The sequence below is a fragment of the Pseudomonas sp. A34-9 genome (assembly GCF_029543085.1).
GTDB lineage: Bacteria > Pseudomonadota > Gammaproteobacteria > Pseudomonadales > Pseudomonadaceae > Aquipseudomonas.
On the sequence record NZ_CP119967.1, the window covers coordinates 5,905,356 to 5,926,029 of the forward strand.

The 20,674-nt window shown below is 58.4% G+C and carries 25 protein-coding genes and 1 pseudogene; 24 read left to right on the forward strand and 2 right to left on the reverse strand.

The annotated features are described in order from the left end of the window. The first annotated feature begins 82 nt into the window (after nucleotides 1-82). From P3G59_RS26520 to P3G59_RS26630, 23 genes are all read left to right on the forward strand, one after another. Nucleotides 83-1,006 carry a GPO family capsid scaffolding protein gene (locus tag P3G59_RS26520; protein WP_277759557.1) on the forward strand — a complete coding sequence of 308 codons (924 nt, stop codon included), beginning with the start codon at nucleotides 83-85 and terminating at the stop codon, nucleotides 1,004-1,006. Next, on the forward strand, nucleotides 1,007-2,032 hold the full coding sequence (locus P3G59_RS26525) for a phage major capsid protein, P2 family (protein ID WP_277759558.1): 1,026 nt from the start codon (nucleotides 1,007-1,009) through the stop codon (nucleotides 2,030-2,032). After that, nucleotides 2,029-2,733, forward strand: a complete 705-nt coding sequence (gene gpM, locus P3G59_RS26530; RefSeq protein ID WP_277759559.1) for a phage terminase small subunit — start codon at nucleotides 2,029-2,031, stop codon at nucleotides 2,731-2,733. Before P3G59_RS26525 ends, gpM begins: the two co-directional genes overlap by 4 nt. Before the next feature lie 96 nt (nucleotides 2,734-2,829). Next, nucleotides 2,830-3,291: a head completion/stabilization protein gene (locus P3G59_RS26535; RefSeq protein WP_277759560.1), complete on the forward strand. Its 462-nt coding sequence runs from the start codon at nucleotides 2,830-2,832 to the stop codon at nucleotides 3,289-3,291. Beyond that, nucleotides 3,288-3,737 (forward strand): phage tail protein, encoded by a 450-nt coding sequence (locus P3G59_RS26540; protein ID WP_277759561.1) that lies wholly within the window; start codon nucleotides 3,288-3,290, stop codon nucleotides 3,735-3,737. The genes P3G59_RS26535 and P3G59_RS26540 overlap by 4 nt, the downstream gene beginning before the upstream one ends. Next, nucleotides 3,727-4,407, forward strand: coding sequence for a virion morphogenesis protein (locus tag P3G59_RS26545; protein WP_277759562.1), 681 nt, complete (start codon nucleotides 3,727-3,729; stop codon nucleotides 4,405-4,407). Before P3G59_RS26540 ends, P3G59_RS26545 begins: the two co-directional genes overlap by 11 nt. Nucleotides 4,408-4,418: 11 nt before the next feature. Then, nucleotides 4,419-5,534 carry a DUF2586 domain-containing protein gene (locus P3G59_RS26550; RefSeq protein WP_277759563.1) on the forward strand — a complete coding sequence of 372 codons (1,116 nt, stop codon included), beginning with the start codon at nucleotides 4,419-4,421 and terminating at the stop codon, nucleotides 5,532-5,534. Between the two features lie 6 nt (nucleotides 5,535-5,540). Then, a complete protein-coding gene (locus tag P3G59_RS26555; protein WP_025111123.1) occupies nucleotides 5,541-5,993 on the forward strand; it encodes a phage protein in 453 nt (150 codons plus the stop codon). Continuing rightward, nucleotides 5,993-6,205, forward strand: a complete 213-nt coding sequence (locus P3G59_RS26560; RefSeq protein WP_277759564.1) for a TraR/DksA C4-type zinc finger protein — start codon at nucleotides 5,993-5,995, stop codon at nucleotides 6,203-6,205. The genes P3G59_RS26555 and P3G59_RS26560 overlap by 1 nt, the downstream gene beginning before the upstream one ends. Beyond that, nucleotides 6,202-6,498, forward strand: a complete 297-nt coding sequence (locus P3G59_RS26565) for a hypothetical protein (protein ID WP_277759565.1) — start codon at nucleotides 6,202-6,204, stop codon at nucleotides 6,496-6,498. Before P3G59_RS26560 ends, P3G59_RS26565 begins: the two co-directional genes overlap by 4 nt. Next, complete coding sequence (locus P3G59_RS26570) at nucleotides 6,495-7,028, forward strand: lysozyme (RefSeq protein WP_277759566.1); 534 nt, start codon at nucleotides 6,495-6,497, stop codon at nucleotides 7,026-7,028. The genes P3G59_RS26565 and P3G59_RS26570 overlap by 4 nt, the downstream gene beginning before the upstream one ends. Then, nucleotides 7,028-7,543: a lysis protein gene (locus tag P3G59_RS26575; RefSeq protein WP_277759568.1), complete on the forward strand. Its 516-nt coding sequence runs from the start codon at nucleotides 7,028-7,030 to the stop codon at nucleotides 7,541-7,543. The genes P3G59_RS26570 and P3G59_RS26575 overlap by 1 nt, the downstream gene beginning before the upstream one ends. After that, nucleotides 7,540-7,833: a putative phage tail assembly chaperone gene (locus tag P3G59_RS26580; RefSeq protein ID WP_277759569.1), complete on the forward strand. Its 294-nt coding sequence runs from the start codon at nucleotides 7,540-7,542 to the stop codon at nucleotides 7,831-7,833. Before P3G59_RS26575 ends, P3G59_RS26580 begins: the two co-directional genes overlap by 4 nt. Before the next feature lie 169 nt (nucleotides 7,834-8,002). Next, a complete protein-coding gene (locus P3G59_RS26585) occupies nucleotides 8,003-9,988 on the forward strand; it encodes a phage tail tape measure protein (RefSeq protein WP_277759570.1) in 1,986 nt (661 codons plus the stop codon). Next, the gene (locus tag P3G59_RS26590; protein WP_277759571.1) at nucleotides 9,985-10,302 is read left to right on the forward strand and encodes a DUF2590 family protein; all 318 of its coding nucleotides are present in this window, start codon (nucleotides 9,985-9,987) and stop codon (nucleotides 10,300-10,302) included. Before P3G59_RS26585 ends, P3G59_RS26590 begins: the two co-directional genes overlap by 4 nt. Further along, nucleotides 10,299-11,474: a baseplate J/gp47 family protein gene (locus tag P3G59_RS26595; protein ID WP_277759572.1), complete on the forward strand. Its 1,176-nt coding sequence runs from the start codon at nucleotides 10,299-10,301 to the stop codon at nucleotides 11,472-11,474. The genes P3G59_RS26590 and P3G59_RS26595 overlap by 4 nt, the downstream gene beginning before the upstream one ends. Further along, nucleotides 11,471-11,995 carry a phage tail protein gene (locus tag P3G59_RS26600; protein WP_277759573.1) on the forward strand — a complete coding sequence of 175 codons (525 nt, stop codon included), beginning with the start codon at nucleotides 11,471-11,473 and terminating at the stop codon, nucleotides 11,993-11,995. The genes P3G59_RS26595 and P3G59_RS26600 overlap by 4 nt, the downstream gene beginning before the upstream one ends. Before the next feature lie 9 nt (nucleotides 11,996-12,004). Then, on the forward strand, nucleotides 12,005-13,702 hold the full coding sequence (locus P3G59_RS26605; protein ID WP_277759574.1) for a phage tail protein: 1,698 nt from the start codon (nucleotides 12,005-12,007) through the stop codon (nucleotides 13,700-13,702). Between the two features lie 8 nt (nucleotides 13,703-13,710). Then, the gene (locus P3G59_RS26610; protein WP_277759575.1) at nucleotides 13,711-14,418 is read left to right on the forward strand and encodes a hypothetical protein; all 708 of its coding nucleotides are present in this window, start codon (nucleotides 13,711-13,713) and stop codon (nucleotides 14,416-14,418) included. Further along, nucleotides 14,415-15,338 carry a hypothetical protein gene (locus tag P3G59_RS26615; protein WP_277759576.1) on the forward strand — a complete coding sequence of 308 codons (924 nt, stop codon included), beginning with the start codon at nucleotides 14,415-14,417 and terminating at the stop codon, nucleotides 15,336-15,338. The genes P3G59_RS26610 and P3G59_RS26615 overlap by 4 nt, the downstream gene beginning before the upstream one ends. After that, entirely contained in the window at nucleotides 15,335-15,889 is a 555-nt protein-coding gene (locus tag P3G59_RS26620; protein WP_277759577.1) for a DNA-binding protein, read from the forward strand. The genes P3G59_RS26615 and P3G59_RS26620 overlap by 4 nt, the downstream gene beginning before the upstream one ends. Beyond that, nucleotides 15,886-16,590, forward strand: coding sequence for a hypothetical protein (locus P3G59_RS26625; protein ID WP_277759578.1), 705 nt, complete (start codon nucleotides 15,886-15,888; stop codon nucleotides 16,588-16,590). The genes P3G59_RS26620 and P3G59_RS26625 overlap by 4 nt, the downstream gene beginning before the upstream one ends. Beyond that, the gene (locus tag P3G59_RS26630; protein ID WP_277759579.1) at nucleotides 16,563-17,534 is read left to right on the forward strand and encodes a hypothetical protein; all 972 of its coding nucleotides are present in this window, start codon (nucleotides 16,563-16,565) and stop codon (nucleotides 17,532-17,534) included. Before P3G59_RS26625 ends, P3G59_RS26630 begins: the two co-directional genes overlap by 28 nt. Before the next feature lie 33 nt (nucleotides 17,535-17,567). Here P3G59_RS26630 and P3G59_RS26635 read toward each other — a convergent pair whose 3' ends face one another. Then, entirely contained in the window at nucleotides 17,568-18,521 is a 954-nt protein-coding gene (locus P3G59_RS26635; RefSeq protein WP_277759580.1) for a fimbrial protein, read from the reverse strand. A gap of 319 nt (nucleotides 18,522-18,840) precedes the next feature. Between P3G59_RS26635 and P3G59_RS26640 the strand changes: the two are divergent. Then, nucleotides 18,841-19,269 (forward strand): annotated as a pseudogene (locus P3G59_RS26640) (hypothetical protein); the annotation flags it as partial. A gap of 145 nt (nucleotides 19,270-19,414) precedes the next feature. On the opposite strand, the gene P3G59_RS26645 reads toward P3G59_RS26640, so the two are convergent. Next, nucleotides 19,415-20,368, reverse strand: coding sequence for a fimbrial protein (locus P3G59_RS26645; RefSeq protein ID WP_277759581.1), 954 nt, complete (start codon nucleotides 20,366-20,368; stop codon nucleotides 19,415-19,417). Nucleotides 20,369-20,674 lie beyond the last annotated feature (306 nt).

Below are 20,674 nucleotides of genomic sequence, written 5' to 3' on the forward strand. Positions count from 1 at the left end.
AAGCAAAAGCAAAGCGTTTGTTTGGCGCTCATTGGCTCCCTATCGTGGCGGCTCAAACCACCGATTGAGCGCAGAAACGCCAATGCCCCGTTCCCTTGTTTCGCTTTGGAAACGTGTCGCCACCAGCGGCATCACCGCCGATGGTCGCGAGATCCTTCCACAGGAGCTGCGCGACTGCGCCGAGACCTACAATCCGTCGAAGTACACCGCTGTTATCTGGAGCGAACACGAACGCTGGATGGGCGCACACGGCACTGTTTACGCGGTGCGCGTCGTAGAAGAAGGCGGCGATTTGGACCCCGGCCAGATCGCCTTAGAAGCGCAATTGAAGCCGAACGACAAGCTGCTGGCATTGAACGACCGGGGAGAAAAGCTGTTCACCAGCATCGAAATCACTCCGAACTTCGCCGGTACCGGCAAAGCGTATTTGTCAGGCCTCGCGGTGACCGACTCGCCGGCCAGCCTGGGCACTCAAGAACTCTACTTTTCCCATAAAACCAGCAAGGCCGCTTATTTCGCGGCGTCGGTAGCGCTTGGCCAACTGCTGGAAGCAGAGCCAAAGAACGAAGTAGGCAAGTTGACCGCCTTGCTCACAAAGCTGTTCCAGCGCTTCGGAATCGAAGCCCCCCCCGAAACCCCGAACCCCCAATCAGAGAGCCAAACCCCAATGGATGAAGCCCAAGCCAAAGCGCTGGCCGCACTGGTCGAACAGTTGTTGGTCGTCGCTGCCGGCATTCAAACTTTGATCGCGCCAGACACTGCCGAAGTCGAAGCAGATTCGGAGCAAATCGACACCGTCGAAACTTCCGTTCAGGAAATTCTCGACACCGCTGAGGAAGAACGAGAGTTTTCACGCCGTCGCAAAGGCGTGACCAGCAACCAGGCACTGGTCAAGGCAATGGCAAACCTGGACAAGAAATTCACCGCTCTACTGGATACGCCGAAGGGCCGCAACGTCCCGCGCACCACCGGCGCGACCCAGAGCCAGAAGCGGAGAACCTTGTAAATGGGCGCCTCTCTCAGCAGCCACGCCCAGGAGCAGTTCGCACTTCTGCAGGACGACATGGCCGAGTCGTACAACGTCCATGACGTGTCTCGCCAGTTCGCGGTTGAACCGAGCATTGCCCAAGAGCTGAACGACAAAATCACTGAAAAATCCGACTTTCTCAGTCGCATCAACGTGGTTCCCGTCAGTGAAATCAAAGGGCAAAAGGTCATGCTCGGCGTGACAGGCCCGGTGTCCAGCCGCACCAATACCAAAACCAAAGACCGCGAAGCCAAGGACTTCAGCGACGTATCGGGCCTGGACTACGAGCTGTTCCACACCGAATCCGACGTCGGCCTACCCTTCGCGAAGATCGATAGCTGGGCCAAGTTCCCGGACTTCGCAGAGCGCTACAGCGCGGCGGTGCAACGCCAGATTGCGCTCGATCGCATCATGATCGGTTGGCACGGTGTCGAAGCGGCGGTACAGACCGACCTTGCGGCCCACCCGATGCTGCAAGACGTCAACAAAGGTTGGCTGCAACTGGCTCGCGAGCAGATCCCTGCTCAGGTGCTGAAGGAAGGCAAAGTCGCGGGCAAAATCACCCTCGGCCCTGATGGTGACTACGCCAACCTTGACGCCCTGGTGCACGACGTCAAACAGATGATCGATCCGGTTTTCCGTGATGCCGGCGACCTCATCGCAATCATCGGCAGCGATCTGTTGGCCAATGACAAGGGCAAGCTGTACGCCAAGCAAGGCGACACGCCGACCGAAAAAGAACGCATCGAAAACGCGCAGGTGATCGACACCTACGGCGGTTTGCCGTCCTTCGTCATCCCGCACTTTCCATCCACCGGCGTTGTCGTGACCAGTTGGGACAACCTTTCGATTTACTTCCAGGACAGCAGTTGGCGCCGCCATCTGATCGAGAACCCGAAACGTTCCCGCGTCGAAGATTACAACGGCCGCAATGAAGGCTATGTGATCGAGCAGTTGGAGAAATTCGCGGCGATCGAAGCCGGCAATCTGGAGTTGCTGCCGTGAGTATCGCCCTGGCCCACAAGCGGCGCGTTCTCGCGGAAGGCCCGGGCACAGTGGCCAGTGCGGAGCCTTATAGCTCCAGCACCGCGCTGGCCAGTCCTGCCAATGCACAGAAGCACCTCAAGCTGATGGAAAGCGCGCTGGCCGTGGATCTGGAGCGGCTCAGCAACATCAACAACCACGAAACGCGCCGCCTGATTAAGCGTGACGAGCTGCTGCCTAAGTACATGGAATACGTCGAGCGCTACCGCGACTCGGGACTGAATCACCCCAATCCGGTGCTAGTGCATGTCCTGGTCTGGCTGTTCGACACCGAGCAATTCGAATTGGGTTTGCAGGTCGCCATGTTTGCCATCAAGCAAGGCCAGTCGATGCCCGAAGGATTCAAGCGCGACGTGCCGACGTTCGTGGGTGACGCGGTGATCGACTGGGCCGAGAACGAGCAGAAGTGCGGGCGCAGCCCCGAACCATACCTGAGCGACATGATCCCGTTCGTGGATGGTGAATGGGATCTGCCGGCACAAATCCCGGCGCGCTATCACAAGTTGCTGGGCATCCGCGGCATTGACGCCAAGGCCTGGGAAACCGCCATCCATCACTTTGAACGGGCCACTGAGCTGCATTCGGAAATTGGCGTGGGAACCCGTCTGAAAGGCGCTCGCAAGGCGCTGGAAAAACAACAGGCTGACAACGCCTCCGAATAACCGACTACCCCCCCTGCGGGGAACTGTGGACATGAGTCGGCCATTTATGGCCCGCCCCATGAGAAACAGTTTCCCCGCCCTATTGAGTGCCCAGCAATGAGCTTTTCAGGGAAACCCACGACCTTCGTGGAACAGAACATCGAGAATGACGGCTTCTGGCCGAACCTCTCCGTGGCCGAGTTCCAGAAAGGTTACCGCCTGCCGGCGGAGTACCTGGTAGAGCTGCTGGTCACCGACTTGAATACCGCGATGATCGAGGTCAACCGCGACCTGGCCAAGCGCAAAAGTGACTGGCAGAACGTCGGACTCATCACCGTGGAGAAAGCCGACCCCATGGTGCTGCCTGAGCGCACGTTTCACGCAGCAACGTACAAACGCGCCGTTTATTGCCGCGCCAAGGCCAGTTTGCTGACCCAGTTCGCCACAGTGAACCGTCGCGAAAACGCAGAGAACATCGGCAAGGAATTGCCCGAACGCGGCGAAACCTTTCTGGAGTTCAGCCAGCAAGCCGTCCGTGTACTGCAAGGCCGTGGCCGCATTACGGCGGCGCTCCTGTGATCAAGTTACAAGGACTCACTGCGTACTTGCTGGAACGCCGTCTGGTCGCGCCTGAACAGCTCGACAGCTTCACCGAGCAGGTAAAGCTTTCGCTGATCTGGAAACCCGACGTCGCCGGCATGCACTTTGCCGACATGCACTATCGCGCCGCGATTGTCCTGGAGCGTTTCGCCGACCATCCAGCGCGCCTGATGGCCCTGGTGGGTAGTTGGCTGGAAAACCACGACACCGAGCGCGACCGGTACGAACTGCCGGCGCCGGATTTCGCTGTCGATCCGTTGGACAACGACCTGTTCGACGTGGAAATCACGTTGGAGTTTGTCGAGCCGCAGTATCTGGCCGAAGACCCTGCCGGCGAGATCGACGCCTTCGGCAAGAGCTGGGCTTTCGTGCCGTTTGACCTGTGGATTGCCGAGAACGGCGAGGTGGCCACCGGTGAGCGCTAATCCGTGCGACCTCGATGTCAGGGGGCTACTCAACGTCGACGCTCAACTGGCGCTCCTGGAACTGCCACCGGTGCTGCGCCGCCGCCTGCTGAACAACGTGACCAAGCGCGTGCGCTCGATGAGCCGCAAGCATCAGCGCGCCCAGCAAAACGTCGACGGCTCGCCGTTCGCTGATCGCAAGGGATCAGCCAAGGGCAAGAAAAAGATGGAAGCCGGGCTGGCCAAGCTGCTGCAAGTCACGCGAGTCAGCGCCGACGAAGCCGAACTGGGTTGGAAAAACGCGCTGACTCGCTGGGTCGCCACTCAGCAGCACAACGGTGCTACCGAGCGGCGTACTGCTGCGCAGATGCGTCGCTGGAACACCGTCCCGCCTGGCATCGCATGCACTGAAAAACAAGCGAAACGCCTGCGCCGTCTGGGTTTTCGCGTCCGCCAGAAGGGCAAAAAGACGCCGGCCCGGCCTTCGGTTGCATGGATTCAACAGCATGTGAACTACGCCAAGGCCGGTCTGCTGATCCGCATTCTGAACGATGAGAAAACCGAGACATCTGGCGCGCAAAGCTGGGACATCACCCTGCCAAAACGTCAGTTCCTCGGCGTGGCAACCGGCAATGAAACCCGTGACCTGATTAACCAGGTCTTTCAACAGATCCTAACTTCACCCCGTTAACGAGGCACTGCATGGCACTCGGTCAAGTCACCGTCGACAATCTCAATCTAGGCCAGGGTGCCGTGACAGAGGTTGAGCGTTACTTTCTTTTCATCGGCCCTGCGGCCAAAAACGTCGGTCAGTTCATCCCGCTGAACACCGACAGCGACCTGGACGCCGCTCTGGGCATCCCGGCGAGCGACCTAAAAACCCAGATTACCGCCGCTCGCTTGAACGGTGGCCAGCGCTGGGCCTGCATGGCGGCTCCGGTCGGCCCCGAAGGCGATTGGGCCACCGCACTGCAGAAAACCCAGCAACAAGGGGTGTCGGTGGAAGGGGTAATTGTCACCAAACCCGTGACAAAGGGTGACGAACTGTCGGCCATGCATGACGCGGCCGTTGCCCTGAACAACACCTACGGCCGCCGGGTTTTCTTTCTGGCGAGCAGTGCCGGCATCGCCGTCGACCAGACCTGGGCGCAGTACCTCACCGAGCAAAAAGCGTTGGTAGCGGGTCTGGCAGCGCCGCGCGTTTCACCTGTACCGCAACTGCACGGCAATGACCTGGGCGTGCTGGCTGGCCGCTTGGCTAATTCGGCAGTCAGCATCGCTGATAGCCCGATGCGCGTGGCCACCGGCCCGGTGTTGGGGCTTGGCGACGTGCCTATTGATAGCGAGCTGATTCCGCTGCCGTCCGCTGTACGCAGTGAACTGGATCGGGCTCGGTTTTCTGTCACCCAGACCTACCCCGACTATCCGGGTGTGTACTGGGGTGACTGCAACATGCTGGACACCCCCGGTAGTGACTTTCAGGTCGTGGAATACCTGCGCATCACCGATAAGGCCGCTCGCCTGATCCGTCCGCTGCTGATCCGCCGTGTCGCTGATCGTCGCTTGAACAACACGCCCAACAGCATGGCGGTGAACACCAACCAATTGATGGCGCCACTGCGAGCCATGGCGAAGTCCATCAAGTTCAACGGCGAGGTGTTCCCCGGTGACATCGAGCCGCCGAAAGACGGCGACCTGGTGCTGGAGTGGCAGAGCAAAACCAAAGTCGCGGCCTACATCAAGCTCAAACCCCTCAACTGCCCGAAAGACCTCACGGCGAACATTGCCCTGGATCTTTCCACTGATAAAGCGGAGTAACGCCCCATGGCAAAGATTGGCGGCAAGAACTTTGACGTGAGCCTGGGCGATATCGCGCTGCACGTCGAAAGCTGCACTTTGGATATCACCGACAACTCGGCAGTGGCCCAAACCCGGGGTGTGCCAGACGGCACTGTGGACGGTGACGTGGCCGCTGCCGGCGAATTTGAGCTGGATACCACCAACTTCAACCTGCTGATCGACGCGGCGCGCTCGGCGGGCAGCTTTCGAGGCCTCAAACCGTTCGATGCGGTGTTCTTCGCCAAGGCCGGCGAAGACGAGGAACTGCGGGTGGAAGCATTCGGCTGCAAGGTGAAGCTCTCCAGCCTGCTGGCGATCGATCCGAAGGGCGGCGAGAAGAGCAAACACAAGGTTCCGTTCGACGTGACCAGCCCGGATTTCATTCACATCAACGGCGTGCCGTACCTGGCTGCGACAGAGATCGAGGGGCTGCGCTAATGGTGGATTGGTTCGACCGTGCCCAGGAGCTGGAGCAACGCCAACGTGACCAGGCGATAAAGGTCCAGTTGAGCAAGCCCGTGCCGGTCGGGCCGAGCCTGACCCATTGCCAGGACTGCGACACACCAATCCCGCCGGCGCGCCAGGCGCACGGTGGCATAACCCGGTGCGTCCCGTGCCAGGCGGACGTCGAGAAGAGTAAACGCCGATGACCACTGAAACTTCGCGTCTGGGAACGCTGGAGCGGCAACTTGCCGTGATCGAGCACCGCATGAACGAGTTTGAAGGTCGTCACGAAACCGTGCCGACTCGCGTGACCAAGCTTGAGCAGCAATTCGAAAACATGACTGGCCAGCTCAAGGAACTGAACAAAGGCCAGCAGGAGTTGACCCTGGCGGTCAACGTGATCGGCTCTAAGGTCGGGCGCTTGCTGACCATCCTGACGCTGGTTGGCGCCGTCCTGCAGATGGTGGTGCCGGCACTGTTGCGGATGTGGTTCCCATGAGCCTGCGCGGCAGGATCATGGCCGGTGCGATCGCGCTGGCCAGCACGCCGCTGGTGATCTTCCTGGGCACCTGGGAAGGCAACGGCCAGAACACCGTTTACGCGGACAAGCTCGCCGGCGGACTGCCCACGGTTTGCAAAGGCATCACCCGGTTTACCAGCCCTTACCCGGTCGTTGTCGGCGACTACTGGTCACCCGCCAAGTGCGCCGAGGTGGAGCAACTGGTGATCCGCAAAACGCAGCTGCAGCTCGCCGAGTGCATCACCAACCCGAACGCCAGCCAGAACACGTTCGACGCACTCACCAGTCACGGCCACAACTTCGGTGTGACCAGCACCTGCGCCAGTCGAGCGGTCGCGCTTATCAACGCCGGCCGCATCACCGAGGGCTGCAAAGCTCTGGCATGGGCGCCGGACGGCAAGACGCCGGTATGGGCCTTTGTGACTGACGCCAAGGGCCAGAAGCGCTTTGTGCCGGGCCTGCACAACCGTCGGCTGGCCGAATCCCGGCTGTGTGCGGAGGGCTTGTGATGCTGCGCCAAGCTTTGTTCCTGGTCGTGTTGTGCCTAGTCGCCTGGATCGGTTTTGACTCGCTCGAAGGTCAGCGCGACGAAGCCAGGCGCGAGCGTGATAGCGCGAAATGGGAGGCCAGCGGCCTGCGGGAAGCGGCCCGAATCAGCGGCGAGATGCTGGCCGAGCGGGACGCGATCGACCAACGAAACACCAAGGAATTGACCGATGTACTCACTGAAAACAAGCGCCTGCGCCGCTCTGTTGGCGATGGCACTGGTCGGCTGCATGTCCGCGCGACCTGTACCGCCGCCGGATCTGTGCCCGCCACCGCCAGCACCGCCCGCGTGGCTGATGCAGGACGCGCCGAACTCGCAGCAGACGCTCGACCGGATTATTTCACCCTCCGTAATCAGCTCGCCCTAAGCCGGCAAATGATTCTCGGACTGCAGCAATACGTCCGTGGCGTGTGCCTGCGATCGCCAGCGCACCAGGACACGAATTCTTCCAACCTCAACAAGAGACCAACCCCATGAGCCAACAGAACAACACCGAAATCACCCTGGAAGTCGGCGAACAGGAATTCACCTTCAACCTGACCCCGGCCGACGTCACCAAGTACTTCAACGCCCTGACCCAAACCAACAAGGTCGCCCCAGGCAACAACCTGTTGATGACCACTGTACTGCAGGAACAAAAAAATGTGCTGAAACCGCTGCTGGGCAACCCGGTGATGGTGATGCAGCTCGCCGGCGCGCTGCTGGAAGAGTACGGCCCGAAGGTTGAGGTGCTCGTAAAAAAGCACTCGGCCACGCTGAGCGCTTAAGCGAAAACGGCTTGGGCCAGTTGGTGGCCCTGACGAACCACTGGCTACCTGGTGCCGAACCCACGCCCGAGGCGATGGGGACGGCCAAGTGGCTGGAGGACGAACACTGGAGACGCATGGAGTTTGCCGTGGCTAACGGCATCGCCCTTGCGCTGAACGGGTAACGACTTTGGCAGACCGTAGCGCCAGCCTGGCTTTCATCCTGAGCCTGACCGACAAGGTCACCGCGCCCCTGGGCAAGGTGAAAATGGGCTTTTCCGAGCTTGCGGATCAGAGCGAAAAGCACATCAAGACGATCGGCTTGGGCATGGCCGGCGTGACGGCAGCAGTGGTCGGGATTCGCGAGTCCATGGAACCGGCGCTGGAGGTCAATCGCGCCCTGGGCGACGTCCGATCGTTGGGCGTGGCTGAGGATGCGTTGTCTGCGCTCAATGCCAAGTCGCTGGAATTTGCGGTGAGCTACGGCGAGAACGCCAAGGATTTTGTGGCCTCGGCTTACCTGATCGAGGGCGCCATCAAGGGGCTTGCCGGCAACCAGCTCGCCACGTTCACCAACACCAGCAACTTGCTGGCGAAGGCCACCAAGTCCGACGCCGAAACCATGGGCGAATACGTCGGCACGCTCTACAACCTGCAAAAGTCCCAAGCCGACGCGATGGGGAAAGGCGCGTGGGTAGAAAAGCTCGGCGGGCAAACGGCGCTGGCCGTGCAACTGTTTCGCACCAGCGGCGCGGCGATGAAAGATGCATTCAAGGAAGCCGGAGCGATCGCCACCACATCCGGCGTCGACCTTGCCGAACAGATGGCGGTGATCGGCACGCTGAGCAGCACCATGGAAGGCGGCGACGCCGGCGGGCGCTACAAAGCGTTCTTCGAAAACATCGGCGCGGCTTCGGAAAAGCTGGGCATGCAGTTCACCGATCAGCAGGGAAAAGTCCTGCCGATGATGACCATTCTGGACAAGCTGCAGGGCAAGTTCGGTGATCTGACCAGCGCGTCGGCCGGGGCCAAGTTAATGGAGGCCTTCGGCGGCGAAGGCGCCCAGGTGATTGGCGCGCTGGCCAAGGATACCGATCGACTGCGTAACGGCATCGAGCAGCTGGGCAAGGTGCGCGGACTGGAGAACGCCGAGCAGATGGCCCGGGCCATGGTCGACCCGTGGCAACAGTGGGCGTCCTTGGTCGAAGTCATGCGGGTGGTGTTTGGCCAGGTGCTGATCCCGGTACTGACGCCGTTCATGAACAAGATGGTCGACATCGGCAAAACCCTGGTGCGTTGGTCGCAGATGTTTCCCAACATCACCCGGGTGATCGGCATCACCGCACTGACCATCATGGCGATCATTGGCGCCATGTCGTTGTTGACCGTCGTTGTAGGCGTTGCGCGGATGACCTGGCTTGGCCTGGTGTCGGTGTGGAAGGTTGTTCAGCTGCTCAACCTGCGCACGGTCGTCGGCTTCGCCCTGCAGAAACTGGCGATCCTAGCGTACATGGCCGTGATCTACACGCTCAGCGCCGGTCTTGCCCTGGTGCGCGGCGCCATGCTGCTGTGGCAGGGCGCGATCTGGCTGGTCAACGCGGCACTGTTGGCCAACCCGATGGTTTGGGTTGTGGTCGGTGTTCTCGCGTTGGTGGCGGTCATTGTCGCGGCGGTTCACTACTGGGACGAATGGACGTCTGCCCTGATGAACACGGCCGCGTTCCAGTTCGTCGCCGACAAGCTCCAGAAGCTGTCCGACTGGTTTAACTCAATGGGCGGTTGGTCAGGCATGGCCAAGGCGGCATGGGACAGCATCGTCGGCATTTTCACCACGGCCGTTAACGGCGTGATCGAGCTGCTGAACAGCATCCCGGGCGTAAACATCGAAGCGCGTTTCGGCGGCATGCCTGAAGTGCCTGGCGTCGATGCCGCGACCAATGCTGCTGACACCGCCAACGCGGCGCAGAAAGCCCAGCAGACCATTAACGCGGCAATCCCCAGCCTTTCGCCGGCGCGCCCTTCAGCGGTGCCGCCCGGTGGCTTGCTGACCAGCATCCAGAACAACAACAGCAGCCAGAGCAAGGGCACGCATGTGGAGAACGTGAACATTCACACGGGCAAGACTATGACGCCGCTTGAGATGGAAAACATGGTCGCAATGGCGGTCGGCGGATGAGCGAGTACGTGGATCTGCTGATCATCGATAACGACCTGGCACTGGATCCGTCGCATCAACCTTTGCTCATCGATGACCGCGCCTGCATTGCCCAGGACATCGCTCACATGATCCGCGACAGCGGGTTGCTGGTGACATTGGTGGCCGAGCGCGATCGGCTGCGGCAGCGTGACTGCATCCAGCAACTGGAACTGTTGGTGGAGGACGACCAACGCCTGGTGCCGGGTACGGCGCGGATCATCCAGCAGGAGCCAGGCGTGTACCTGGTCACTGCGAAAACCCTGAAATTTGGTTCGATTGAGGTAAGTCTGTGAGCCAGGTCGATTTTAAAAAGGTGATCGCCGACGCCGGCATCCCGACCACCGAGGCCGGTTTGAAGGCTGCGTGGGAAAAGGAAGTTGAAGCCCAGGGCGCGAAGGTGGCCAACACCAGCAGTTATTCGCCGTTCTGGCGGGTGATGACCGCGCTGGTGACCAAACCGGTGTTGTGGCTGTTGGACTTTCTGTGCCTGACGGTGCTGCCGAACTTTTTTGTCAAAACGGCTGTAGATGCCTGGCTGGACATGCTCGCCTGGGCGGTCAACGTCGAGCGTAAAGGCGCCACCAAAGCTCTCGGTAAATTGCTGTTTACCCGAGCCTTGCCGGACGGCGTCATGGAATTGGAACAAGGCATTGTGGTGCAGTCCGCCGCCATCAACGGCAACGTGTACCAATTGATTACCACGGCGCCGGCGACGTTCATCGCGGGCCAGCTGCAGCTGGAAGTACCGGTGGAGGCGATCGAATCCGGTAGCGGCTTCAATCTTGCCCCGGGTTACTACGCCATCCTGCCAGTTCCGGTACCGGGCATTGTCCAGGTGGTGAACAAGGACGGTTGGCTGGATTCGCCAGGTGCTGATCCGGAGCCGAACGACCAGCTGCGTTTGCGCGTGCGCAACCAGTTCTCGGCGGTGAACCAGTGGCACACCGATGCGGTGTATCGCGCCATGATCTCCGCTTTCCCCGGCGTGCGTCCGGACGGCGTCTACTTCGAACACGGCGCACCCCGTGGGCCGGGCAGTGCAAATGCTTACGTGCTGTTCGACGCTGGTGTGCCGGCGGCGACTTACCTGGAGCAAATCAATTCGCACATTCGCGACTTGGGCAACCACGGACACGGTGATGATCTGCTGGCCATGGTCATGCCGGAAGTGCCAGTGGGTGTCGCGATGAGCCTCTGGCCGCAACCGAATTTGAGCGCCGAGCAAATCGACTCGCTGAAGGGGGAGATCGAGCTGTTCATCCGGGCAGCGTTCCGGGAAAGCACGCCGCGCGACTATCAACCGACACTGACTTATCCCCAGTCGCGTTTCAGCTTCAGTCGCCTCGCGGAAGAACTGCACCAGCAGTTTGCCGATATAGCCTCACTGCGGTTTACCCCGGGCGTCGACATCACCAGCGGGTTAGACATCCCGCGCCTGACGTCGCTGAAGGTGAACGTGCAATGAACAAACTCAAACTGCCGTTTTGGCTGGGTGGCACTGAGCTGTCAAAGCTGGTTGCGGCTGCGCAAGCGTGGTGGGAAACCGTGACCGGCTGGCTGCGCTGGCCTTACTCGCAGATCGATCCTGACACCTGTCACATGAGCATCCTTGAACTGTGGGCCTGGCAGCGGGACGTGACACGTTTCAAGGGCGAACCCGAGTCCTTGTTTCGACTGCGCGTGAAATACGCGTTTATCAACTCGGTCGACGCCGGTAGCACTGCCGGCCTGAAGCGCATTTTTGAGCGTCTTGGTGTGGGTTACGTCGAGATCGAGGAACGCCAGCCCGACCGGGATTGGGACGTGGTGCTGCTGAAGTTCAGCAACGCACAGTTGTCGCTCAATCCCGAGTTGCTGCGTGTGCTGATCCAGCAATACGGTCGAACGTGCCGTCGCTACGACTTCGTAACCATGACCCCCGTGGGGCTACAAATCGCCCTGATTGACTTCAACGACGACCAGCAAACGCTGGTCGCCAGCCTGTAGGAGCGCACCGTGAGCGCCAGTATTACCTTGGCCGGCGAAAGCCAGATTGCCCTAAAACAAAGCCAGAAAAAGCCGCTGATCGTCAGCAAATTCATCTTTGCCAACATTCCACAGCTCAACCCGGAAACCCCGGTAGATCGAGCAGCGGGCAAACCGCAGGCCGGCCAGATCGTTCACGTCTACGACATTCCGCCGGAAAACGCCGGCTTCGTGAATCCCAACCAGGTCGTGTACAGCGCTCAGTTGGGGGCAGATATCGGCGACTGGGACTTTAACTGGGTCGGTCTTGAGGACGCAGACGGCCTCCTGTTCGCCGTGTCTTACGTACCTCTGCAACAGAAGCGCAGGAACATTCCGCCGGAGCAGATCGGCAACAACGTCACCCGAAATTTCCTGGTGGCCTATGACGGCGCCATGCAGCTCACCGGTATCAAAATCGATGCCAGCACCTGGCAGCATGACTTTACGGTGCGCCTTGCCGGCATTGATGAACGCGAACGCCTGAGCAACCGTGAGGTGTACGGCCGTGCCTGCTTTTTTGGTAACTCACTGGCATTCGGCAAGAGCGAAAACGGTTTTCAGCTGGGCGCAGGTATTGCCTACATCGAAGGCATCCGCGTTTTCATGGACAAGCCTTGGCCATTCACCGGCGTTATTCCGGCTGGAACAATTACGCTCGACGTCTGCCTGGAACGACAGTTAAGCGATCGGGTCGCGACATGGAAAGTCGTCTACGGCGAACAGGCCGATTACACCGACGCCGCTGGTGTCCGACATTACTGCGTGCCTATCGCCTTTTACACGTCCACGACTGAGTTCTGGGACGCACGCCAGCAGGAGCCAATCGCCGGGCCATTGGTTCAACACTTCGCGGCTCGTGAAGGTGATTACGCGAACCTGCGCGCTCGGGGAACGACGAAAGAAGACGTCGATCTGGGCAACCTGCCCAACGCAATCAGCGACGATCCGGCTACCAATAGTAGCGAGATTCTGGCCACTACCGCCGCGCTTAACCGGTTACATCAGCAGGTCGGGGATTCCATGACCGGTATGGTGGCGGCGTTCTCTATGAGTTGGCCGCCGGAGGGTTGGTTGAAGTGCAACGGCGCGGCAGTCTCGCGCACTACCTACGCGCGGTTGTTTGCCTTGCTCGGGGTTCATTACGGCGCCGGCGACGGATCCACAACGTTTAACTTGCCCGAAATGCGCGGGATGTTTGCGCGTGGGTTTGATGATGGACGCGGGGTGGATATCGGCCGGGATTTTGGCTCGTCCCAAGCTATGTCTATTCAGTCTCACGTTCACGCGGCTTCGTCTGGTTATGTCGCTGACCACGTCCACGGCGCCTGGACGGACGCGCAAGGCAACCACAATCACAGTGCTTGGACGGATGCTCAAGGCACCCACGATCACGGTTTTCGAATTGTCGATACCGGCGCAGGCATCAATGTGGGCTATCCAGCAGGGGGAAGCGTTTTCACTGAACTGGAAATCCCCGGTGGCAAGAACGCTGATGGCCGACCAATGCGTACCGACTATCAAGGCAACCATGCTCACAACGTCGGCATCGGCGCCGCCGGCCAGCACGCACACAACGTCGGCATTGGTGGCGCCGGTGGCCACTCGCATGGCATCAGCGTTTTCGCTGCCGGCGGAGCCGAAACCCGGCCGCGAAACGTCGCCCTACTTTTTTGCATCAAGTATTGAGATTGAACATGACTGACAAGATCGTTTATCAGACAAATCATCTAGGCCTGTTCGTCGCCGAGGTGGTGGCGGATGAATCGCCTTTGGAGCCGGGTGTGTACATGATTCCGGGCGGCTGTGTGGAGATCCCGCCGCCGGCGATCGCTGACCACCAAGCCGCCTGGTGGAACGGCCAAAACTGGCAGTTGGTGGACTACTTCGGCGGCGTAGTTGTGTACAGCACCGCCACTGGCGAGCCGCGCACGCTGGAAGGGTTTGAACCAGTTCCGGCGGGCTACACCATGAAGGCGCCCAAGCCGAATCAGATCTGGAAGAACGGTGAATGGATAGATGACCTCGACTCTGTATTAACTGCGCTCCAGCAAAAAACAATGCAGGCGATCGGCTCAGACTGCGCCGCCTACATTGCTGGAGGGTTCAACTCGAATGCCTTGGGCGAGACCTACCGTTACAGCAGCGCGATTGATGACCAAGTGAATTTGAATGGCTTGGTGCTGCTGGGCGTAGACGAAATTTACCCTTGTTATGACAGTCATCAGGTGATGGTGTTTCTGCCGCACACGATCGCCCAGTTGCAGAAAGTCAGTCTTGACCTGGTGCGCTTCAGGCAAGCGGCGCAGCAGCACGCGGAGACACTGCGTCAGGCTGTGGCAAAGGCGCAGAAAGACAAAGACCTGAAGGCAATGAAAGCCATCACCTGGACGCCGCCGGCATGACCTGGGCGCCAGTGACGATGCGCTGGCCAGAGCAGGCCACGCAATGGATGGGCGAACTGTCAGCGGCCAAGGATATGGCCGGTGGGGAGCTGGCCAGCACCGCTCAGCGTCTGGCCGGGCTTAGCGGGTTGGCCAATACCAACCCGGGGCCAGTCGGTGATGCTGCAAAAAGCGCGATCGCAGCCGGACGCGCAGCGCTGGCCGAGCAGTTGGGCCAGGTGCCGGCGTGCCTGGTCGTGACACCGTTTCAAAGCGGTATCGGCCAGGGCACGGGCTATCAGCGGTTTCTGTCCGCGCCCAACGCGCTGGAACATCTCGCCAAGAAACTGGAAGACGCCAGCGACAGCGGGCGCCCGACTGGGCCGCAATACGCACTATCGATCCTGTTCCTGGGCACCCGCCTGGAACAGCTGGCCAGCAGCTTGGCGCGATTCAATGCATTGCTGCCGATCCCTGACCTGGTGCGCACTGAGCGCCGCGCTCAACATCTGGTGAAACTGGAGAGCGAAAAGTGGGAGATCCCCGCCGCCGGGCCGCTGCCACGCTGGCAGGGTTTGCCGCTGGAGCGTTGCACGGTGGTCAAAGCCGCCAAACAGTCCATGGCGGGGCAATTGGCCGTGTTGGAAGGCTACGCCGCCGACAGCTCGCCGTTGGCCGATCTGGCGGCGCTGGCAGCGCGCAAAAGCGCCCAGCAGCAGGGGCGGGATAAGCAATTGGCTGAGCTGAAAGAGCTGCTGGCAGGGGGAAACCCTGACGTCAGCATGCGGGTACGCCTTATAGGTCCGGGCAATGCCAGCGAATTGCACCGCGAACTGCTGGCCGGCGATGCCCCGGGCCACGAATGGATTCAATGCGCCGGGGTTTTGTTGGTCGGCAGCAAAGAGGGACTGAGCTTTGTGCGGGAACTGGTGGGCCTATGACGCTGTTACTCGACGGGCAAAAAGTTCAGGGCAAAAACCTCAAGGTCACCGCCAACCTGCGCATCGAAAGCGGCGACATGTCCGGCCAGACCAGCAACACCGACAAGGCCCACAAGGGCTTCAAGCCCAAGACGCTGGCCGTCTCGCTGATGATTCCCTTTGTGGATAAAGCCCAACTGACAGATCTGATGCGCATGGCTGAAACCACGGCCAGCGGCGGGCAATTGCACCTGTACCGGATCGTGAACGACACGGCTGAAACCTTCGGCGTGCGTCAGGTGGAATTCTCCGACGGTGTCAGCGCTAGGGAGGCCGACACCCTGAAAGCCTGGCTTGTGCAATTCACGCTGAGCGAGCGCGAATCGAACCCTGAGAAAGTCGAAAGTCGACGCGCCGGCAACAAGGTAGACGCTCAAGGCGCCCCGGGTAGTCCGGTCGGTGACGGCGGTACCGGCAACGGCGAAGGAACCAGCGACAACCCCGCGCTGAGCGGCTTCGAAAAGGTGCTGGGACGTGTGGATAAGTGGCTGGGCGGGGGTGAGCAGACGTGAAGCTGCACAAGATACTTTCCATCAACGGCGCCCCGATCGCTCTCATCAAGGAGGACGTCAGGCTGGACGCTACCAGCCCTGGCCGGGCGAACTTCACCGTTCAATCCCCTGTGCCGCTGAAAGGACTGGTGACGCTGGATATCGGCTACAACGAGCGCACGCTGCAACGGCATTTCATCGGCTACATCGAGCGCTGCACCGCCGCCAACGCGGTGGAGCAGGTGTTGTTCTGCCGCGAGTTGGCCGCTGTGCTGGCCAACCCGCTGCCGTTGAACCTGCGTCACGTCGATCTGCGCGCTGTGCTGGCCGAGGTCAGTGAGCAAACCGGCTTGCGCTTTCGGGTGCCCGACCAGCCATACGCCGGTGTGAAGGCGCCGTACTTCTACAGCCTTGCCGCCGGTTACCAGGCGATGGACAGCCTAGCCCGCGTGTTCAGTATTCCCGACTTTACCTGGCACCAGCTGGGCAACGGCGAAGTGTTCGCCGGCAGCTGGGCCGACAGTTTTTTTGGCGCCCGGACGGCGCTGCAGATCCCCACGGAGCTGTTCGACGGCTACCAGGGCAACCAGAGCGCAATGGTGGCGGCCCTTCCCGGGTTGCGACCAGGTGCAACGATCAACGCCGGCGAACGTGTCACCAGTGTGGCACTCGCCAATGACCAGATGGCCATCCGATGGAAGACGCAATCCGCCGCGCTGTAGAGCGCCAGTTCCCCGAACTCACCGGCGGTTACCACTTGCCGCGCTTTGCCCAGGTCACCGCCGTGGCAGATGCGCCGGCGGACGCCGGGATCTGCGACGACTTCCGCCCGCGCTACGCCGTGGACATCGTCGTACTCGGCCCAGATGACGAACCAGATCCGGCCATGCCGCCGCTCACTGGCGTTCCGTTGCCGCTTCCAACCGGTGGCGAGGAAATGGGCATTTATGCCTTTCCCGAAGAAGGTACGCGGGTGGTGGTGTGTTTCGCCTACGGCCTGCCGAACAAGCCCTACATTCAATCGATCTTGCCGCACGGGCTGAGCATGCCGAAGGTGCCTAAAGGTGATCAGGTGTGGCAGCACAGCGATGCCGCCCAGCAGCGCGTCGACGCCGACGGCAACTGGCTACGCCAAACCGATGGCAAGATCCGTGATCAGGCGATCGAGCGCGAAGTTGAAGCCCTGGACAACCGCGAGCAGTTCCAAAGTCACACGCAGACGATTGATGACCACTCGACCGAATCTGTGGGAGGAGTGAAGACGATCGAGGCGCTGGGCGCGCTCAAGCTGATGTCGGGCGGATCCGCGAGCCTGGCGGCGGTGGACGATCTGCACCAGGCGACCGGTCGGGATATGAACGTCGTGGTGGGGCAAAAGCACAACGCCACGGTGGGAGGCGATATGCAAGAGCGAATTGAGGGGGTGCGCCGCAGCATCGCTGCGAAGGAGCAGCACCTGTTGTCACCGAAGAACTGGATTGGGTCGGAATCGATTAACTTATTTCAGGTTGTTTGCGATGTGCTTGAATTAATTGAGGATATGAATGTGCAAATCGCTATGCACAATCATGGGGTCACACCCGCACCGAACAATGCGGGCGATTTCACCTCTAATGCATCAAAAGCGTCTGCCAGTACGCTGAACCTCAGGCAAATAACGCTGTAGCCCAAAAGATTGACACCGGTAGGTTTGCTTTCATCATAGGTACTCAATCATATACATGATTTCCGCGTTGGCAGTACCAGGTTCAATCTCGTATCCGGCGGTATACTTATAGTATTTTGCTCGCAATTCAATCCAAATATCTGATCCAGACGAGAAGCCAGTAAAAGTATACTTTTTATTGAGGTTAAACTCCCTAGTGTCTGGAAAAAGTATTTGGACTGCTATTCCTTTGGCCGTAGAACTTGGGTTCAACCTTATTAGGCCGGTGGTTGGGGAGATGACCGGGGATGAGGCAGTAGGTATTAAGCTTAGTTGTACGCTGTTAATGCCTTGGGGGCAATTTGTTAGTCGAATTCCAATCTGCGACCATCTAGTAATAGGTGCTTCATACATGAAATCGGCGAGGGTGTACTTACCCATGTCTACAGCTATGTTGTCTGGTGAGGTGCAGGAGGCCGCTATGACGGTGGCACCGTTGATTTGAATAGATATTGGAGATATTTCTCCGAGTTGGACGTAGCCGAGAATTCCAGCTGGGATTGTGATGCTGCCCGTCACGTCTTTTTCCTTGATTAAGCTCAATTGCCAGCCCGAGTTATTCAAGCCAAAGGTGCCCGCATTACTTGTGTGGCTTGGATTTGGATAACCCGTTAGCTGTCCGAATGAGGCCGCATACAATTTCCAGGAGACTCCTGTATTGCCTATTGGAAATAGTGATGCCGCTGGCGTAGTAGTGCCCACATTGTTCTTGGCACCTACCAGATATGAGGTTGAGCAATTATACGAGCTATTAACTGTTCCCGCCAAAATTTCAGGGGATTGAAATATCACAGTTCCAGCCGGGGCATCACGGGGTATTGAAAGATTTGAAGGGATTTGAAAATTCACGGGATTTTGCTGATGTCCGCTGAGAAACTGGCAGACTGCCACTGCGTTAAATGACCAACTTAACAGTATTACAGACAAACCAATATATCTTATTTTCATCAATTATCACCTTCGTTTCCATGGTAGAGTTCAGACACGTATAGAGTGCTGGATTTTGAATTCCTGATGAGAAAGTTAGCTGTAGTGCTTCGTAATCTTCATTTGTGGAGAAAGAGTGGTTATTTAAGGAGTACTCTGTAGGTTCGTGCTGTATGTAGAAACAAGAAAAGTCTCATTCTCTTTGGCGCGCGATAGGCTTAGCTGCTGTGGATGAAAGGTTTGTATCAAGGGTGGATACACGATCCAGGTTATGCAGTCATCCGTTTTCGCCAACATTTACAGCGGGTCAATGTCCGATGGTCGACAGAAATCTATGCCAACCGAATCGGTGGGTGGGATGAAAACGATCGAGGCGCTGGGCGCGCTTAAGCTGATGTCGGGCGGATCCGCGAGCCTGGCGGCGGTGGACGATCTGCACCAGGCGACCGGTCAGGATATGAACGTCGTTGTGGGGCAAAAGCACAACGCCACGGTGGGAGGTGATATGCAAGAGCGAATTGAGGGGGGGGCGCCGCAGCATCGCTGCGAAGGAGCAGCACCTGTTGTCACCGAAGAACTGGATTGGGTCGGAATCGATTAACTTATTCAGGTTGTTTGCGATGTGCTTGAATTAATTGAGGATATGAATGTGCAAATCGCTATGCACAATCATAGCGTCACACCCGCACCGAACAATGCGGGCAACTTCACCTCATATGCATCGCGAGCTTCTACACACCAAGTGAAACTCAAAAAAATAACGTTATAGCCGAGCCTGCGGCGCCAATAAAGTGCGCTGTATTTATGAGCGCTCAATTAAATGCGCAACTAGAGTCGGCGCTACCAGGCGTAACACTGTGGCTAAAACCAATCAGGCTGCACTCTTTTTATTTGTTAGTCGTAAAATTCCCCAGTCATAAATATTCAATTATAAAGCTCAATTCAGCATTGGCCGTGCCGGGCTTTAGCGCTTCATTATCTATGTGATAGTATGCGGCGGTCATTGGAATTTCAAAGTTTCCACCTTTTGAATCATAGCCGTCATAAACCTCTTGGGTAACGCCATCAATTACCGCTGGCCGGCCATCGGAATGTTTTATCTGGATGCCAAGACCCTTAGCCGTGGAGCCGGAATTCAATCGGATGACTCCATATCGGAAACCGGCGGTCTCGCCGACTCTCATGAAGCTATAACTTATTTTATTCATGCCTGCTGGGCAATTATTCAGTTTTATGCCAAAAGCAACAGGAGTCGCGGTGCTTCCCGGTGCACTCCCAATTTCGCTGAGCGTGAAAGTACCCATTGGGACAGTGATATCCGGTGTTTCGCAGGTTGGCAGTTTCAGGGTAGCGCCATTGGTCTGAAAAAATATTGGAGAAATTTCTCCAGTATAGTAATAACCGAGAATACCAGAAGGAATTACCGTGTTTCCAGTCACAGCTGCTTCCTTAATTAATTGCAGTCGGTATCTAACGCCATTAAATCCGAAGGCACCAGACGGATTCAGCAAGGGACTTGGATATCCTTGAAGCCCTATTTCCGCGCTTCCTTGAATGACTTTCCATGCAATTCCCGTATCGCCTATTGGGTGTGTTCGAGCTCCTGGTCTGGTAGTGCCCACGTTGTTCTTGATGCCTAGGGGGAACGCAGCTGTGCATTTATAAGAACTCGCGATTGTCCCCAATGTGACTTCAGGAGACTCAAATATCACGCTTCCAATTGGGGCGTCCCAGGGTAATGAAATATCTGAAGGGATCACAAGATTTACTGGGTTTTGTCGGTGTCCTGCGTAAAACTCACAAACAGCCGAAGCATTAAGTGACCAACTTAACAGTGCTGCCAACAAACCGATGTATTTTACCTTCACAAATTATCACCTTCGCTTTTACGCTGGAGTTCTGCCACGTATAGAGTGCTGGTATTTTGAATGCGTTATGAGAAAGTGCTCCGCAGTTCTTTGCCACCCTCATTTGTCGAGAAAGAGTAGTTCTTCAGGGTGAATTTTGAAGGTCCGCGTTATCTGTGAAAATGAGAAAAGTCTTATTCTCTTTGGTGCGCGATAGACGGTAGCTGTTGTGGACGAAAGGTTTGTGCCAAGGGTGGATGCAGGATCCAGGTTATGCAGTCACCCGTTTCGCCAACATTTACAGCGAGTCACTATCCGATGGTCGAC

Coding starts and splice junctions, on each gene's coding strand:
- P3G59_RS26520 (WP_277759557.1), top strand. CDS start 83: ATGCCCCGTTCCCTTGTTTCGCTTTGGAAACGTGTCGCCACCAGCGGC.
- P3G59_RS26525 (WP_277759558.1), top strand. CDS start 1,007: ATGGGCGCCTCTCTCAGCAGCCACGCCCAGGAGCAGTTCGCACTTCTG.
- P3G59_RS26535 (WP_277759560.1), top strand. CDS start 2,830: ATGAGCTTTTCAGGGAAACCCACGACCTTCGTGGAACAGAACATCGAG.
- P3G59_RS26550 (WP_277759563.1), top strand. CDS start 4,419: ATGGCACTCGGTCAAGTCACCGTCGACAATCTCAATCTAGGCCAGGGT.
- P3G59_RS26555 (WP_025111123.1), top strand. CDS start 5,541: ATGGCAAAGATTGGCGGCAAGAACTTTGACGTGAGCCTGGGCGATATC.
- P3G59_RS26560 (WP_277759564.1), top strand. CDS start 5,993: ATGGTGGATTGGTTCGACCGTGCCCAGGAGCTGGAGCAACGCCAACGT.
- P3G59_RS26565 (WP_277759565.1), top strand. CDS start 6,202: ATGACCACTGAAACTTCGCGTCTGGGAACGCTGGAGCGGCAACTTGCC.
- P3G59_RS26570 (WP_277759566.1), top strand. CDS start 6,495: ATGAGCCTGCGCGGCAGGATCATGGCCGGTGCGATCGCGCTGGCCAGC.
- P3G59_RS26575 (WP_277759568.1), top strand. CDS start 7,028: ATGCTGCGCCAAGCTTTGTTCCTGGTCGTGTTGTGCCTAGTCGCCTGG.
- P3G59_RS26580 (WP_277759569.1), top strand. CDS start 7,540: ATGAGCCAACAGAACAACACCGAAATCACCCTGGAAGTCGGCGAACAG.
- P3G59_RS26590 (WP_277759571.1), top strand. CDS start 9,985: ATGAGCGAGTACGTGGATCTGCTGATCATCGATAACGACCTGGCACTG.
- P3G59_RS26600 (WP_277759573.1), top strand. CDS start 11,471: ATGAACAAACTCAAACTGCCGTTTTGGCTGGGTGGCACTGAGCTGTCA.
- P3G59_RS26610 (WP_277759575.1), top strand. CDS start 13,711: ATGACTGACAAGATCGTTTATCAGACAAATCATCTAGGCCTGTTCGTC.
- P3G59_RS26615 (WP_277759576.1), top strand. CDS start 14,415: ATGACCTGGGCGCCAGTGACGATGCGCTGGCCAGAGCAGGCCACGCAA.
- P3G59_RS26620 (WP_277759577.1), top strand. CDS start 15,335: ATGACGCTGTTACTCGACGGGCAAAAAGTTCAGGGCAAAAACCTCAAG.
- P3G59_RS26630 (WP_277759579.1), top strand. CDS start 16,563: ATGGAAGACGCAATCCGCCGCGCTGTAGAGCGCCAGTTCCCCGAACTC.
- P3G59_RS26635 (WP_277759580.1), bottom strand. CDS start 18,521: ATGAAAATAAGATATATTGGTTTGTCTGTAATACTGTTAAGTTGGTCA.